The organism is Nocardia speluncae NBRC 108251 (assembly GCF_001613245.1).
GTDB classification, from domain to species: domain Bacteria; phylum Actinomycetota; class Actinomycetes; order Mycobacteriales; family Mycobacteriaceae; genus Nocardia; species Nocardia speluncae.
In genome coordinates this window covers 24,871-39,500 of sequence record NZ_BDBZ01000025.1, presented here as the reverse complement: position 1 = coordinate 39,500, position 14,630 = coordinate 24,871, and the positions used below count along the sequence as shown (strand labels likewise).

Annotated in this window: 12 protein-coding genes and 1 pseudogene; 7 read left to right on the top strand and 6 right to left on the bottom strand. The window is 67.2% G+C overall.

All coding sequences use genetic code 11. The features are described from left to right. Positions 1-94: 94 nt before the first annotated feature. Both NS6_RS21585 and NS6_RS21580 read right to left on the bottom strand, forming a co-directional pair. Entirely contained in the window at positions 95-853 is a 759-nt protein-coding gene (locus NS6_RS21585; protein WP_068044567.1) for a glutamate racemase, read from the bottom strand. A gap of 10 nt (positions 854-863) precedes the next feature. Beyond that, entirely contained in the window at positions 864-2,063 is a 1,200-nt protein-coding gene (locus NS6_RS21580; protein ID WP_068044565.1) for an NAD(P)/FAD-dependent oxidoreductase, read from the bottom strand. A 222-nt stretch (positions 2,064-2,285) separates the two neighbouring features. On the opposite strand from NS6_RS21580, the gene NS6_RS21575 reads away from it, so the two are divergent. Together NS6_RS21575 and NS6_RS21570 are read left to right on the top strand one after the other, a co-directional pair. Next, a complete protein-coding gene (locus tag NS6_RS21575) occupies positions 2,286-2,642 on the top strand; it encodes an SPW repeat protein (RefSeq protein ID WP_033246935.1) in 357 nt (118 codons plus the stop codon). Positions 2,643-3,046: 404 nt separating this feature from the next. Then, the gene (locus tag NS6_RS21570; protein WP_068044562.1) at positions 3,047-5,158 is read left to right on the top strand and encodes a hypothetical protein; all 2,112 of its coding nucleotides are present in this window, start codon (positions 3,047-3,049) and stop codon (positions 5,156-5,158) included. Between the two features lie 209 nt (positions 5,159-5,367). Here NS6_RS21570 and NS6_RS21565 read toward each other — a convergent pair whose 3' ends face one another. Further along, on the bottom strand, positions 5,368-6,390 hold the full coding sequence (locus NS6_RS21565) for a helix-turn-helix transcriptional regulator (RefSeq protein ID WP_033247034.1): 1,023 nt from the start codon (positions 6,388-6,390) through the stop codon (positions 5,368-5,370). A gap of 89 nt (positions 6,391-6,479) precedes the next feature. On the opposite strand from NS6_RS21565, the gene NS6_RS21560 reads away from it, so the two are divergent. Both NS6_RS21560 and NS6_RS34885 read left to right on the top strand, forming a co-directional pair. Next, on the top strand, positions 6,480-7,733 hold the full coding sequence (locus tag NS6_RS21560; RefSeq protein ID WP_068044560.1) for an FAD-dependent oxidoreductase: 1,254 nt from the start codon (positions 6,480-6,482) through the stop codon (positions 7,731-7,733). A gap of 255 nt (positions 7,734-7,988) precedes the next feature. Continuing rightward, positions 7,989-8,960: a hypothetical protein gene (locus NS6_RS34885; protein WP_157112875.1), complete on the top strand. Its 972-nt coding sequence runs from the start codon at positions 7,989-7,991 to the stop codon at positions 8,958-8,960. Between the two features lie 277 nt (positions 8,961-9,237). Here NS6_RS34885 and NS6_RS21555 read toward each other — a convergent pair whose 3' ends face one another. Beyond that, the gene (locus tag NS6_RS21555) at positions 9,238-10,323 is read right to left on the bottom strand and encodes a hypothetical protein (protein ID WP_157112874.1); all 1,086 of its coding nucleotides are present in this window, start codon (positions 10,321-10,323) and stop codon (positions 9,238-9,240) included. A gap of 661 nt (positions 10,324-10,984) precedes the next feature. Continuing rightward, a pseudogene (locus NS6_RS34135) lies at positions 10,985-11,110 on the bottom strand (integrase core domain-containing protein); the annotation flags it as partial. Positions 11,111-11,363: 253 nt separating this feature from the next. Between NS6_RS34135 and NS6_RS21550 the strand changes: the two are divergent. Further along, positions 11,364-12,026: a nitroreductase gene (locus NS6_RS21550; protein WP_033246939.1), complete on the top strand. Its 663-nt coding sequence runs from the start codon at positions 11,364-11,366 to the stop codon at positions 12,024-12,026. 372 nt (positions 12,027-12,398) lie between these two features. On the opposite strand, the gene NS6_RS21545 is transcribed toward NS6_RS21550, so the two are convergent. Further along, entirely contained in the window at positions 12,399-12,872 is a 474-nt protein-coding gene (locus tag NS6_RS21545; RefSeq protein ID WP_068044557.1) for a GbsR/MarR family transcriptional regulator, read from the bottom strand. Positions 12,873-12,944: 72 nt separating this feature from the next. Here NS6_RS21545 and NS6_RS21540 point away from each other — a divergent pair, with 72 nt between their 5' ends. Further along, complete coding sequence (locus tag NS6_RS21540) at positions 12,945-13,844, top strand: ABC transporter ATP-binding protein (RefSeq protein WP_068044555.1); 900 nt, start codon at positions 12,945-12,947, stop codon at positions 13,842-13,844. Beyond that, a complete protein-coding gene (locus NS6_RS21535) occupies positions 13,834-14,625 on the top strand; it encodes a DUF2705 family protein (RefSeq protein ID WP_068044553.1) in 792 nt (263 codons plus the stop codon). Before NS6_RS21540 ends, NS6_RS21535 begins: the two co-directional genes overlap by 11 nt. The last annotated feature ends 5 nt before the right edge of the window (positions 14,626-14,630 follow it).

Below are 14,630 nucleotides of genomic sequence, written 5' to 3'. Positions count from 1 at the left end.
GCCCGTGGGGGTGTGAGTATCCGAAGAGGGGGAGGCATGGTGATAAGCGTTGGGTGGGATGGGGCACACGAACGCGATGGGCCGCTCGGCGACGCTAACCCGCGCCGAGGAGCCGGCCGGATTCGTAGGCGGCGGCGCCGGGAGGGAGGTCGCCCGGACGGCCGCTGAGGTAGACGCTGACGGTGCCGTTTCCATTGCCTGGGTTTCCCAGCTCGTCCATCCGGCGCACCGTTTGCGCGGCGACGGCCTGCGCGCTGTCGAACAGCCGGACGCCCGCAGGGAGCGCGGCGACGATCGTGTCCACGACCAGCGGGTAGTGGGTGCAGCCGAGTACGACACCCTCGACGTCGTCGGGTGTGCGGGCGGCGGCATCGGTGACCGAGGCACGGATCGCGGTCATATCGCCGCGGTCCACGGCCTCCGCCAGGCCGTGGCAGGCCACACCCGTAACGGTCGCGTCGCCGCCGAAGCGGGCGATCAGATCGGCTTGGTACGGGCTTGCGGTGGTCGCCGCGGTCGCCCAGACCGCGACCGAGCGGCATACCGCGGCCGCCGGTTTGATCGCCGGCACGGTGCCCACCACCGGCACCTGCGGGCCCAGATCCGCGCGGACCTGTTCGAGCGCGGTCACGCTGGCGGTATTGCACGGCAGCACCACCACTTCCGCGCCCAGATCCCGCGCGCTACGCGCGGCCGAAACCACTCGGTCGACAACCCACTCCTGCGGTTTCGGACCCCACGGCGCGCCGTCCGGGTCCAACCGGAGCAGGAGATCCACATCGGGGCGCAGCTTGCGCAGCCACGCTGCGGTGGGCAGCAGCCCGAAACCCGAATCGATGAGCGCGACGATCACACCGAACAGGTTATTGAGTGGCGCCGAGCAGTTCCTCCACCGGGGCGGCCGCGGCGATCGCGGCCCGCATCTTCATCACCCGGCCGGTCATACCGGCGCCCACCACACCGGCCAGCCGGCCTTCGCGGATGTAGTAGGCGAGGAACTTGCGGCCGTCGTCGGCGAGGATGCGGATCTCGTCGGACGCGCGTGGCGTGCCCAGGGCCTGGATCTTGAGGTCGTACTGGTCGCTCCAGAAGTACGGCACCTGCGGCGTGCTCGGTGGTTCGACGCCCAGCAGCGCACAGGTGAGCAGTTTGGCCTGTTCACCCGCATTGGTCCAGTGTTCGATCCGGCGGTGCTCGCCGGTCGGGGTGCGCCAGGCCGCGACATCGCCCACCGCCCAGACTCCGGGCACGCTGGTGCGCCCGGTCTCGTCGGCGAACACACCGCCACCGGCCGTGGGTTCGGCCAGTTCTATCCCGGAATCGGCCAGCCAGTCGGTGACCGGCCGGGACCCGATCCCGGCGACCACCAGCTGCGCCGGCACTTCCGAACCGTCGGCGAGCCGGGCACCACGGACCCGGCCGTCCGGATCGGCCAGCAGGGTGTCGACACCTATACCGCAGCGCAGATCGACCTTTTCGGCACGGTGCAGGCGGGCCACCAGTTCGCCGACTTCCGCGCCGAGCACACCGGCCAGCGGGGTGGGCTGTGGTTCCACCAGCACCACGGACAGCCCCTCCGCGCGGAGGCTGGCAGCGAGTTCACAGCCGATGAATCCGGCACCGATGATCAGCGCGTGCTCGGCGGCCCGCGCGCCCGCACGGATGGCGACGGCGTCGTCGTGGCTGCGCAGTACATGGACGCCGGTGACATCCTCGGTGCCGGGCAGTTTGCGCGGGGTGAGACCGGTGGCGATCACGAGGTGTTCGTATTCCACGGCCGAACCGTCGGCCAGCCGCACCTTCTTGACAGCGGTGTCCACGCCTACGGCCGCGGTTTTCAGGCGGAGGTCGATATCTTTCTCGCTGTAGAACTCTTGCGGGCGCAGCGGCGTCGAGTCGATTTCGCCGCGCACGAACTGTTTGGACAGGGGTGGGCGGTCGTAGGGCGCATGCGCCTCGTCCCCGATAACCACCAGTTCCCCGGCGTACCCGGCGCGGCGCAGCTCTTCGGCGGTGCGCAGCCCGGCCAGGCCGGCACCGGCTATCACGATCGGCGCGGACATACCGAACTCCCTCCCGCGGCCCGCTCGCGCCGCGCCTGAAACAGGTTCTAGAAAATGGTGTAGCCCACCCTAACTTGGACGGCCCGGTGGAGGCCAGCGACGCCTTACGCATCGTTTCGCCGCGCAATCGTGTCCATTGCGATATCGACCGGCCCCCCTTGGGGCAGCTATACCGAGGTCAGGCCCTGTCAACGGACCTGTATCCACTTTCAGGAGGCCAATATGTTCACCGAAAGCCGGACCCAGGATTTCCTGGCCGTCATACTCGGAGCCTTCACCGCCCTGTCGCCGATCTGGGTCGCCACCAATGATCGTGCCGTCTGGACGATGATCGTGCTCGGGGTGCTCATCGCGCTGACCGGGCTCGCCCAGATGTACCGGCCGTCGATGGCGGCCACGGATTACGCCATGGGCCTGTTCGGCGCGCTGCTGTTCCTCGCGCCCTGGGTCATGGACTACACCGCGTACAACGGCGCCGCGTGGACGTCGTGGGTCGTCGGTCTGGTCACCGTGGTTCTCGCGGTCGCGGCACTGCCCGCCGTCGCAGGACGAATGCACCGGGCAGCACCGCACCACTGATCCCGCGCGGCACCGGTCTACCCGCCGGCGGCACCGGCGGGTAGGGCGTTGCGGTTTCGTCCGGAGCAGGCCCCCGGTTGCGCACGCAGCCACCGTGGGGGCAACACCAGTCGCGTCCAGGGGCGCCGACTAGGCACATTTGCGCCATCGCACCGGAGGTGAACCGGCCCGGCGCAGCAGCTCGTGTCCGAGTGGCCCAGCCACCGGACCGGTCCTCGCCCCGCTACTCGACATCTCGTCGTCGAAGCACGTCAACGCGGCGTGTCCGTAACGCGACGAGCCTGCGTCCCAGCGAACAGTGATCACGACACCGATGTAATCCTCGTCACCCCGGGCGCTCCGTCGGGAGATGAGGTGCTTCGCGCACTAGAACGAAGCCCACCCGGGTGGGTAAGAATGAGCGCATGGATGCCGAAAATGCCAGCCTCGGAGACGAACGCCGCGCCCGCCCGGAGGAGTACGGGCGCGGGCAGAACAACTCCGAGTCGAGGGGCTTCGCCGGCTTCGGATCCAACGGATTCGATTCGGCGGAGGGGTCGAACGGCGCCACGAACCGGCCCGAGTCCGTTCCGGACCGCGGTTACACGTGGACCCCCGCACCACTGTCCACCCCACACCAGAACCCGCAGAACACCGGTGGTTCAGCGGCTCTCGACCCGTTCGCTGCCTGGAACACCTCGGGTGTCATCGGCGACGCGCCGGGGGTCCAGATGATGAGCCAGGCGGAGCCCGAGCCGAATTCCCGTTTCACCACACCACCGGCCGACGGCCCCCCGTATATACCGGACGACACTCCCGAAACCACGGCCTTGCCCACCCGCTCCGCGGCGACCGGCGGATCGCATCAGGCCCCCGGCCAGGCCGATTCCGCGGCGCTGCCACGTATTTCCCAGCCCGGCGGTCCATCGCCCGCGCTGTCGTCACAGCGGATACCGATGCCGGCGCCGTACCAGCCGGATGCGCAGCACCCCGACGAGCTGACCGTACCGGCCGGCGGCCCGGCCCAGTTGTCCGGCGCGACAACCACTCAACTGCCCACCGCCGAGCAGAACGAGGAGAGCGCCTCCGGAAAGCCGTTGCCGACGCGGGGAGATCCCGCGTCCTATCGCCCGGCACCCACCGAAACCGATTCCTTCGGTGGTTCGTCCGCCGATACGGGCTCCCTGCCCAGCTGGCTCAGCTCCATCGGCGACGAACCGGTACCGCAGGCCCTCGAAAGCGGTGGCAGGCGCCGTAAATCGGCGCTGACCGAACCGGCCGAATCCGACGCCGAACAGTTCAATCCGTTCGAAGACCAGCACCGCCCCGGAGAATCCGGCGCCCGTTCCGGCGACTCCTATGAGCTGCATGCCACCGCAGCCGATTCGGTCGAAGGTTCCGCACCGGCCTTGTCCGCCCTCCCCACCCGTTCGCCGCACGGGCAGACCCCCACGCCGGCGTCCGCCACGGAGGAAGACTCCGCCCTGCCTGCCCTGCCTGCCCGCCGCCTGCCTCGGTCCGCTGCCCGCCACACCCCCGCGGGAATCGAGGACGCGCCCACTCCCGGCAACGGCGAAGCACCCGCGCTGGACACCGCGGCCGCGGACCCGCAGCGGACGTCTCCGCAGCTCGATACCCCGGAATCGAGCGCGGCCGCGGAACCTGCCGCCCCGCGCCGGATGCCACGGTCCGCGTCGCGGTACAAACCGGCGAGCGAAGGCTCCGCGGGCCGGGAACCGGATTCCGCTGTATTCCGCGCCACGGAGCCGGTAGGCGATGCCGATTCCGGCGACCAGGGCAGCGATTTCCCGCCGGAAGCCGACGCACCCCCGCGACTCGCGCCACCGTCGGACAGCACTCCCATACTCGATCGTCTGCTCGATCCCGAGCCGGCACACAGCACCGAACCCGACGACGACGCCGCCCCCGTCTCCGAAATCCTCTCCCGAATCCTGGACTCCGAACAGGACGCACCCGGTTCCCGCCATTCCGAGCCGACCCCCCAACCCGAACCCGTTACCGCCGAGGCAGCGGCAGACCCGCTGCCCACTCCACGCCGCGGCACTTCCTCACCATTGACTCTGGTGCCCGACGAATCCCGTACCGCACCGGAAGCGCTGACCGGCGGCGACGAGTCGCGCCCACCACTGGAAACGCGCCGCTCCCGGCGCGCTCGGGAAGCCGCGGAAGCCGCACCGGCCGACCGGCCGGAGCCGATCGAGGCCGAACCCGGCACCCCAGGTCTCGCCGAACCGGAGCTCGGTCCGGTACCGGCCGAGCCCGCGTCCCGGCACAGCCGCAGCGAGGAAGGCGCGGATATCGATATCCACCTCATCATGCGTTTGCTCACCGCCAGTGATGATCTCGAGGTACTCGCCGGACAGGCCGAAGCCGGCGAGGTTTCGGCGGACGAGGTCGCCCGCGCCGCACGGGAGGCCCGCGCCGCGGTCCTGTCGGCGGTAACCGCCTGGTACGGCGGGCCCGCTCAGATGGTGAAGTTCGCCAACGCGCTCCTGCAGGCCGCCCGCGAATCCTGAACCGGCGCCACACCAGGCTATCGGTGCCGGCCGAACACGCCGGTCGGCAGATTCGAGAACTCCGGCGGGCCGGGCGATGGTCCCGACAGCCGGGTGCACTTCGGCGAACCCTGCGCATCCGGCGGCCACCGTGGAGCTCGAGGGTCACCCGGCCGATATCGGCCTGACCGACGGGCGCCCGCCACGGAGCGCAACCGCAGGGCTGGAGTTCACGGACGTGTCCCTGCGGTCGGCAAGCCCGTGCCTGCGGCCGCCCGGAATCGGTGCGCAAGCCGGTGACAGGCTGCCACCAGTTCGGCGGGTTGAACATCAGTGAGGTCGGTGTCGAAGGTGGCCAGCAATCCTGCGATACCGGCCCACGACCAAGCGCCGACGGTGAGGCGGCAGTGGCCGGAATCGAGGTGTTCGACAACCGATCCGCCGGGTGCCCAGCGCGCGACCGTCTCCGCCGGAAGATCGAGCCGGGCGCTTCCGGTGCACTCCCACGCGGCTGGTGTGTCGCCGCGGTCGTAGGTGGTCATGACCAGGTGGGCGACATCGCCTCCGGGTAGTTCTCGCGGAGTGAACCGAATTCCCGTGGGAGCGTGCAGGTGAAGACGGTCGAGGCGATGCACGCGCCAGGCATCGTCGGCGTGATCGAACCCGACCAGGTACCAGCGGCCTGCCCAGACCACCAGATGATGGGGTTCGATGCGCCGGGCCGGACTGAACCCGGCCGTACCGGGAACCGGGCGGGTACCGCCGGGGCCGAGGGTTTCGGCGATCAGCACCTCGTGCCGATGGACCGCACCGCCCGCGACCTGTAGCGCCACCGCCTGGATGGGCGGCGCCGGGAACTCCCAGTAGTTCTGCAACCTGGTGAGCCGTAGCGCTTCCACCGCCTGGCGCAGCCTGGTGGGCATGATCTGTTCGAGGGCCTCCAGGGCCCGTGTGGCGTCCTCGGCGAGCCCCGACACGGTGTGCGGCGCCGTTTGCAGGGCCACCGCAACGGCCAGGGCCTGATCGCTGTCGAACAGCAGTGGTGGCAGCGTATGCCCGGCCCCGAGCCGGTACCCCCCGGCCGGGCCGCGCAGCGAGGCCACCGGATAGCCGAGCCGGCGCAGCGTGTCGATATCCCGCCGCACCGTCCGCTCACTGACCTCCAGCCGGGCGGCGAGCTCACCGCGCGACCAGCTCCGACGGGCGGTGAGCAGCGACAGCAGGCGCAGTGCACGCCGGGAAGTTTCGGCCACCGGCACCAAAGTAGTGGACATTCGGCGGCCACTACCGATGGCACTGTCGGTGCCCGGAAGTAATCCACCACGAATCCAGGAGACCGATAGTGCGCATCATCATCGCCGGAGGCGGAATCGGCGGCCTGGCATTGGCCGCCGGGCTGCGCCGGCACGAATTCGAGGTCTCGGTTTACGATCGCGATCTCGATATCACGCAGACCGGGGGCTACCACATCACCCTCGACGGCCGGGCACAGGCGGCGCTTCAGGAGCTTGTCGCGCCGGAAATCTTCGAACGGCTGCTGGGGTCGTCCTCGGCGTTGCGCTTGCGAACCCGCGATGCCTTCTGGGACCGGCACGGCCGGCTGCTGGGGCACGGTCCGCGGCTCGACGACAACCCGGGCGTCGATATCGACCGCATCACCCTGCGAACGATCCTGGCCGACGCGGTCGGCGCCGACCTGCACCTGGGTTCGCCGGTCACCGATATCGCCCGCACGGCCACCGGCGCACCGCAAGCGGTACTCGCCGACGGATCCACGGTGCCGGGCGATCTGCTGGTGGGCGCAGACGGCGCCCACTCGCTGGTCGCGCGCCGATTGGCGGGCGGTCCGACCAACGAACCGACCGGAATCATCGGCTTCTCCGGCCGCACCACCGCCGGCGATCTCGGTGCCACCGAGCAGCAGCGGCTCGGGGCACGCTCGAGCATGGTGATCGGACTGCACGCCACGGCGCTGTACATCGGTTTCCTCGACCCGGTCGGCCATGCCGTCCTGGATACGCCCCGTCCCAGCGAGGCGATCACAACCGGCCCCACCTACATCTGGGGCGCCATGTTCGCCGAATCCGCGACCGATTCGCTGCGCGCGCTACAGGGCGCCGAGCTGCGGTCGGCGCTGCTCACCGCGTTCGATCGCGAAGGCTGGCGCCGATCCGCACTCGAGGTCGTCGAACGCGCCGAACCCGGCAGTATCGCGGCGTTCCGCTTCAATGCCGCCTCGACCCGGGCTCGGGACCTCGCCCCCTGGCCGGCCGGCTCGGTCACCGCGCTCGGCGACGCGGTCCATGCCACCCCGCCCACCGCGGGTATGGGCGCCGGGGCTGCCATCCAGGACGCCGCGAGCCTGGTCACCGCCCTGCGCGCGGTCTCGGCAGGCACGGTGACCCTGCCTGTAGCGGTGAGCCGGTTCGAGGCGGATATGCGGGTGCGCGGCAGCGAAGTACTGCTCGCGGCCATGCGCACCGTGCGGTTGATACGTGCCACCGGTTCGCCGCTCGGCGCAGGCGCCACCATCGCCACCGCCTCGGTTCTGGCCACCGCCCGACTACTCGGGCGCAAGCGCTTCACCTCTCCATGAGCAGAACCGACCAGCGCGGGTTCTGGAGCCGCCGATCAGAGGCGACGCCGAAAAGCTATCAGCAGCAATACTCCAGGGAGCAGGCGCCACTACAGAGCGGAGTTCGGCTGCCCCACAGGGGCTTTCCGGCTCACGGAGACAGTCGTAACCAAGGTGGGCGTTGGCTGGATGATCTACGCTGGACCCCATGCTCAGAAATAATGCGAGCGAACTCTCCCGGCGTTCGCGGCAGTGACTGCCACGGCACAGGAAGTTATGAAGAGGCTGGCCAAGGCGATCAACACAAAGATCGACCGGGCAGCTTTTGATTGTGCACGTCCCTTGAACGATGTGGCCGACGGCCTCGGCGAGGCCTTACGAGCGGCAGGGAAGGCCGACCGTGACGGTTCTGGTCCGATAATTGCCGAGATCCGTGGCGCAGACGAATACGGAGAACCTGCGGTATTCTCGCCCGACAGTGTATTATTCGACGTCCTGAGGGACCGACACGGCCCACGCGGAATCGGTTTCCCGACCAAGAGCCAGGACAAATCCGAGTATGTCGCATGGACACGCCTTGCCGGAGAAAAAATCGATAGAGAATTCAACCACTTCTGGCCGGCTTCGAGGGTGGACACAAGGGAATTGGGTTTGACGAGAGATCCCTTCCCTCAACCCCTTCCCAATACAGGGAACCAAGAGACCAGCCGCGGCATTCTCGTCATTTCACACGCCAATCCACATGGATTCGCCGTCAAAGTAAGAACAGAGGGACCACCGAACCTGAAATCCGTATCCGCCCCCCTGGGTACATTTTCCGTACTCACCGGAAATAGAGTGCCGGGATTTATGGCACACACTGGGACTCCCCGGCTCATATATCCCAGTCGGAATATATTCCTGGGCGGAGCGGAGTACGGACGATTACTTGCGGCAAAAAAGCCCGAGCTGGATGCTGCCGCCGAGACGCCCGACAGTCCGATACGAATGCTTTCCTGTAGCGCGGGGTCACATGAAGGCGATGCCGCCGAGAGTGCAGCAGCCTCTTTGCGGGCCAATGGGGTGAATCGGGAGGTTCAGGCCGCAACCGATTCCGTATTCTTGGCTACAGAGTACAGAAGAACCTCGTTCGGGCATGAAGCCGATTATGGATCCTCAGTGATCGGTATCGCCGGACGCGGAGACTCGGATGGCAATGTACTGACTGGGTGGCGAACTTTCCCGGAATCACCCCCCGGGGCCGGCTGATGATGCTTATTACTCAGTGCCTACGTCAGGCGTATGGGGTTAAAAAATGTGCATCGAGAGATGCTTGCCATCTGCCGCCGCTGGTTCGCTGCATACACCCCGATCGTTTTCGGCTGGGTTTTGCCGCCCACCAACTCGGCGCGGCAGTTGCCGCGTTCGGCGCCGGTTACGTCCGGACACGAACGGTTCCTACGACATCGCCTTCTACGTGGCCGCGGGCCTCTGTGTAGTGGCTGCGCTGATGTGCGTGGACAAGTATCCGCTCGGCGATCAAGGATCAACTGAGCCACGCCTTCAGAACGCCGCAGACCTTCCAGTCGCCGTCTTCTTCGAGGAGGTCGTAGTCGAGGGATTTGATGAGCGTCGAGGTTCCCTTCACCATCAGTTCGACGGTGAAGGTCCCTTGCTCGCTGCCTGCGGGCACATCGAGGTTCGTGATCGTCCTTGTCGCATAGGCAGAATCCGGCAGTTCGACCTGTCCGGACCCCGACTTTTCGGCCAACTCGAGGGTCGCGACATCCGCCGCGCAGATCAAGCCTTTGTCGGTACCGTCCCGGTCCACGAACTGCTGTGCAACAGCACGTGCGGCGCCGGGATCGCTACCGCCGGTACTGTCGCCGCCGGAGTCATTGTTCCCGGGTTTCTCGGAATCACCGTTGTCCGGCGCTCCGGGAACACCGTTGCCCGGAGCCTCGGAATCACTGTCGCCGGGCTCCGACGCCTCCAGAATTCCGCAGACCTTCCAGTCGCCGTCCTCCACGACGAGGTCGTACTCCACGGTCCGGCTGTGGCTCTGCGTCCCGATCGTCACGTCGGTCTTGACCGTAAAGGTCCCCCGGTCACTCCCCTCGGGCACATCGACACCGACCAGCTCGCTCGTGGCGGCCGAATCGTCCGGCATCGTCACGGGCGCGGTGGGCTGGGGCGCCGACTTCCCGGCGTCCTCGATCTTCGCCAGATCCGCGGCGCAGATGATTTCCTCGTTCTCACCTTCACCGTCCACGAATTGCTGTGCAACGGTGCGCGGATCTCCGGTCCCGCCGCCGGACACCAGGAAATATCCGCCGACACCGAGGCCGGCCACCAGTACGAGCACTACGAGCGTCACCATGACCACGGTCCCGCGGCTCTTGCCGGGCTGCGGTGGGTACGGCCCGCCGGGCGGTGGTATGTATTGTCCGCCGGGTTGCGGCGGGTACGCCGGCGGCCCGTACCCCGGAGGCACACCCTGCGACGGATACTGCTGTGGGCCAGGGGCATACGACTGCTGCCCCTGCCACCCGGCGGGCGGTTGCTCTCCGAACGGTTGCGGTGGATATCCACCGGGCTGATCGCCGGCACCCGGATATTGCGGGTTCGTCATCTATCTCGTCCTGCCTTTTCGACTCCAGGCCACCTGTACTGGAGCCCCTCCGGCCCCCCGGGGGCGACTGTTCGGTCCGCGGTGCAACGGCGCATCCGGTTGTCCGGCATCTCACTGGCCGGTAACAGGTTGTGCTGCCTGGCGGGTGCCGATCCGAATCGGACCCGCCCCGCTCTCAGCGAATCTGCCGACTCGGGCAACCGCGGAAACCGGCAGCGGCCATCGCGCAGATCGTGTCATCTGTCTACGCCCCAGCTCCGTTCGACGTTGCGCAACCGAGCGTTCGACCGCACTCGTCACCTGACCTGCCACGATAGCCAGCAGGCGTCGACGAATTCGAACTCGGGTCTCATATTTGACATCCCCTTGACAGTCCGGCCTCTCGGATTCGACAGTGCCCGCACCCGCACCCGCACCCGCACCCGACAGAGGTCACCTGGCGGTACCGACAGGCTGCCTGATCGCCGGCGATCCGACCGGACTCGAATTCCCAGAGGATTACCCGGCTTTCACAGTGGTTGTGCCCGTCCGATCATCGGCAGGGATGAGAAAGTGTGCCCGGCGGTTGTGAGTCGGTAATCGCGTAGCAGGACTCGGCTGACCGCTTCCTGGTGGCCGATCCCGGCGTGGGGCCAGTCGTGGGTTGTAGTACGCCCAGCGCGGCCTGGCGGGCCTGCCCGGAGTCGTATTCGCGCACGTAGGCCCATTCGCGGGCCAGAGTGGCGTTGAACCGCTCCACCTTCCCGTTCGTCCGAGATGTGTAGGGGCGGGTCCATTTGTGCGCGATCCCGGTGCGTTCGAGAGCGTGAACCCAGCGTCGGAAGGGGTTTCGCGTTCGGGGTGCGCGGTCGGGCGGTTGGTGCCCGGCTTGGCTGCCGATGAGGTTGATCGGCGGCGTGCTGGAGGCCGGGGTTCATGGCGACACCCTCTTCTGACCACGCTCGACGCGCTCTCCCGGTGTGGTCCGACTGTGCAAGCAATCTCGGTGTTCGAGGGATGGATCGTATTGGGGCCAGAGAAGGCCCCAATACGATCGTGGCGTGGATGTTTATGAGGCGGTATCGAGTAGGCAATCTATTCGTACGTTCACCGACCGACCCGTGCCGCGCGACGTGCTGAACAGGGTACTGACAGCGGCTGCCCGCACACCGTCGGGCGGCAATCTGCAGCCGTGGCATATCTATGTACTGACCGGGGATCGGCTGATGGAGTTGAAGAAGCGCATCGCCGAACGAGTTGCTACCGGTGACAGCGGCGACGAACCCGAGTTCGCCTTCTACCCGCTGAACATGGCCTCGCCCTATCGGGAACGCCTCGCGGCTATGGGCTCTCGTCGATACGGCGCACTCGGTATCGCCCACGACGACACCGAATCCCGCACTCGGGTCCGAGCCGAGAACTGGAACTGTTTCGGAGCCTCTACCGCGCTGTTCTGCTATCTGGACCGAGACATGCCCGCGCCGCAATGGGCAGACGCGGGTATGTACCTACAGACTGCGATGCTGTTGCTGCGGTCCGAAGGACTACACAGCTGCACACAAATCGCATGGGCGGAATATCACCGCACGGTCGGAGAGGTGATCTCACCTCCGGCGGAACAGATGCTTTTCTGCGGTATGTCCATAGGCTTCGCCCACCCCGCCGCCACTCACCCCTACCTGCCCCGGGCCCCGCTGTCCGAGACCGTGACCTTCCTCGAATGAACCCCCCTGCCCGACGTTCCACCGCATGGGCAGATACGAATCTCTCGGCGGGGGCAACCGCTTCCCAGCGGCGACCATGACCCGCATCCACACCGCCCCGCCTCGCACTCTGCGCGGATCGGCTGAGGCGTTCCTGGACACCCTCGGCCCCGGCAACACCCGCCGCACCTACGGCATCGCGGTCGTCAAGACCGTCGACCGACTTTTGAACAGTTGGCGTTTTCGGGCGACGTGGTCTTTCGTTCGCCGAAGCCCGTCTCGGCCCAACTGCTCAGAAAACGATCTTGGACTCAATCGGTCAGTGCATCATCGCGTGGATGATCATGTCGGCGTGGCGGGTTCGGTGCGGAATTACGGGTTGTCGCCTGTTGGTCAGGGGTGTTCGGCTGCGTAGTTCTCGCGCCACCGGTCGATAAGGGGTACCAGTTCGTTGAGCATGAAGGTGTAGAAGTCTTGCATCTCGTGCAAGCGGCGGGCGGTGACAGTGTCGGGGCCGGTCGTGTCCAGGCCTTCTTGTGCAGAATCGCGCATGGTGGCGAGCAGGCTGTTCTGCTGCGACATCAGTGCCGCCCAGGCCCCGGATCGGAACCGGTAGTGGTCCCGGCGGCTGCCTGGGGCGGGGACGCGTTCGATCAGCCCCACCGGGGTGAGGTGCTTGATCGCGGTCGACACGGCGCCCGAGCTGATCGAGAGTTCCTGGCACAGATCGGCGGCGGTCATGGTGTCCTGCTCTGTGTAAAGCAGCGCGGTGAGCACCCGGGCGGTGGAGCGTTGCATCCCGCCGCCGGCTGACAGAGTCAAAGCCAGTTTCTCTGCCGCTTCGCGCAATCGCTCGTTGGTGCCCATGCCCGTTAAGATATCAGAAGGATGAATATTCAGAGTATTTACAAATCTCTGAAAGCTGGATACTTTCATGCCATGGTGAAAGCAATCGAGCTGCACGGGCTCACGAAAACCTACGGCTCAGCCCGCGGGCTGGTCGGGTTGTCGCTGACGGTGGAAAGGGGGGAGGTCTTCGGTTATCTCGGGCCCAACGGCGCCGGGAAGTCCACCACCATCCGGCTGATGCTGGACCTGATCAGGCCCACGGCCGGAACCGCTGCGGTCCTCGGCATGGATCCGCGTGCCGACGCGGTAGCGCTGCACGCGCGGCTGGGCTATCTGGCCGGGGATTTCATCGCACCGGGGCGTCAGCGTGTCGGTGCGGCCCTGCGGTTTCTCGCCGCGTTGCGGGGCGGGGCGGGAGCGGACCGTATCGATGGATTGTGTGAGCGACTGGAGTTGGATCAGGGCAAACAGATCGCGGCGCTGTCGAAGGGCAACCGGCAGAAGGTCGGGTTGGTTCAGGCCTTCATGCACGAACCCGAGCTACTCATTCTCGACGAACCGACCTCGGGCCTGGATCCGTTGGCGCAGCAGATCTTCCTGGAGATGGTGGGCGAGGCCGCGGCCGCCGGGCAGACGGTGTTCATGTCCAGCCACATCATGAGCGAGGTCGAGGCGGTCGCCGACCGGGTCGCGATCATTCGTGAAGGACGCTTGGTCGCCCTCGACACCGTGGCGGGCCTGCGTGCCGACGCGGTGCGCGAGGTGGAGGTCGGCTTCACCGGCCCGATCGAAGCCGCGGAGTTTGTGATGTTGCCCGGGGTCAGCGATGTGCAAGTCGAAGCGAACACGCTGCGCTGCCGGGTGACCGGGAGCCCGGACGCCTTGCTGCGTGCGCTGGCCGGTCACCGTGTGGCCGGACTGCTGGTCACCGAACCAGCCCTCGAAGACCTGTTCCACAGCTACTACACCGGAGAAGCCGATGCTGCCTGACCTCTACCTCCGCACCCTGGCCGATAACCGCCGTGCCCTCCTGGCGTGGTCGGTCGGTATCGCCGTGGTGGGATTGATGTACGCCGCTTTCTACCCGCAGGTCTCCGCGGGCGGTGTGGCCGACACGGTGGCGAACTACCCCGAGGCGATGCGTGAAGCCCTGCGGATGCAGGATATGAGTTCCGCGGCCGGGTATCTCGGATCCACCGTGTTCGGATTGCTGCTGCCGCTGCTGGTCACCGCATTCGGGATCACCTTCGGTGCCCGTCTGATCGCCGGCGACGAGGAAACCGGATATCTGGACTTGCTGTTGGCCCACCCGCTCGGCCGCCTCCCGCTGGCGCTGCAGCGATTCGCCGCCTTGGCCACCGGCGCGGCCGCAACCGCGGTGCTGGTCTTCGCCGCGATGATGGCGATCCGATCCGGCGCCGACCTCGACACCATCGGGATCGCCGGGTTCGCTGGCCAATGCGTGCACCTGGCACTACTCGGCACCACCTTCGGCGCTTTGGCCATCGGCCTGGGCGCGGCGCTGGGCAGCCGCGGGCCCGCACTCGGCATTGCGGCCGGTATCGGCGTATTCACCTATGTGGCGGGCAATCTCGCTGGTGTGATCGGCGCCGATTGGCTGAAATACCTGTCCCCGTTCCATTACTACATCGGCGGCGAACCCCTTCGCCACGGCCTGCAACCGGGCGATGCCACGGTCCTGCTCGTACTCACTGCCGTCCTGCTCGCGCTCGGGTTCTGGCGGTTCGGCCGCCGTGACCTGCGCTCCTGACCAAG

What these genes read in the sequence shown, in the direction of transcription:
- NS6_RS21535 (WP_068044553.1), top strand. Translation starts at nt 13,834, where the DNA reads ATGCTGCCTGACCTCTACCTCCGCACCCTGGCCGATAACCGCCGTGCC.
- NS6_RS34885 (WP_157112875.1), top strand. Translation starts at nt 7,989, where the DNA reads ATGAAGAGGCTGGCCAAGGCGATCAACACAAAGATCGACCGGGCAGCT.
- NS6_RS21555 (WP_157112874.1), bottom strand. Translation starts at nt 10,323, where the DNA reads ATGACGAACCCGCAATATCCGGGTGCCGGCGATCAGCCCGGTGGATAT.
- NS6_RS21580 (WP_068044565.1), bottom strand. Translation starts at nt 2,063, where the DNA reads ATGTCCGCGCCGATCGTGATAGCCGGTGCCGGCCTGGCCGGGCTGCGC.
- NS6_RS21545 (WP_068044557.1), bottom strand. Translation starts at nt 12,872, where the DNA reads ATGGGCACCAACGAGCGATTGCGCGAAGCGGCAGAGAAACTGGCTTTG.
- NS6_RS21540 (WP_068044555.1), top strand. Translation starts at nt 12,945, where the DNA reads ATGGTGAAAGCAATCGAGCTGCACGGGCTCACGAAAACCTACGGCTCA.
- NS6_RS21570 (WP_068044562.1), top strand. Translation starts at nt 3,047, where the DNA reads ATGGATGCCGAAAATGCCAGCCTCGGAGACGAACGCCGCGCCCGCCCG.
- NS6_RS21575 (WP_033246935.1), top strand. Translation starts at nt 2,286, where the DNA reads ATGTTCACCGAAAGCCGGACCCAGGATTTCCTGGCCGTCATACTCGGA.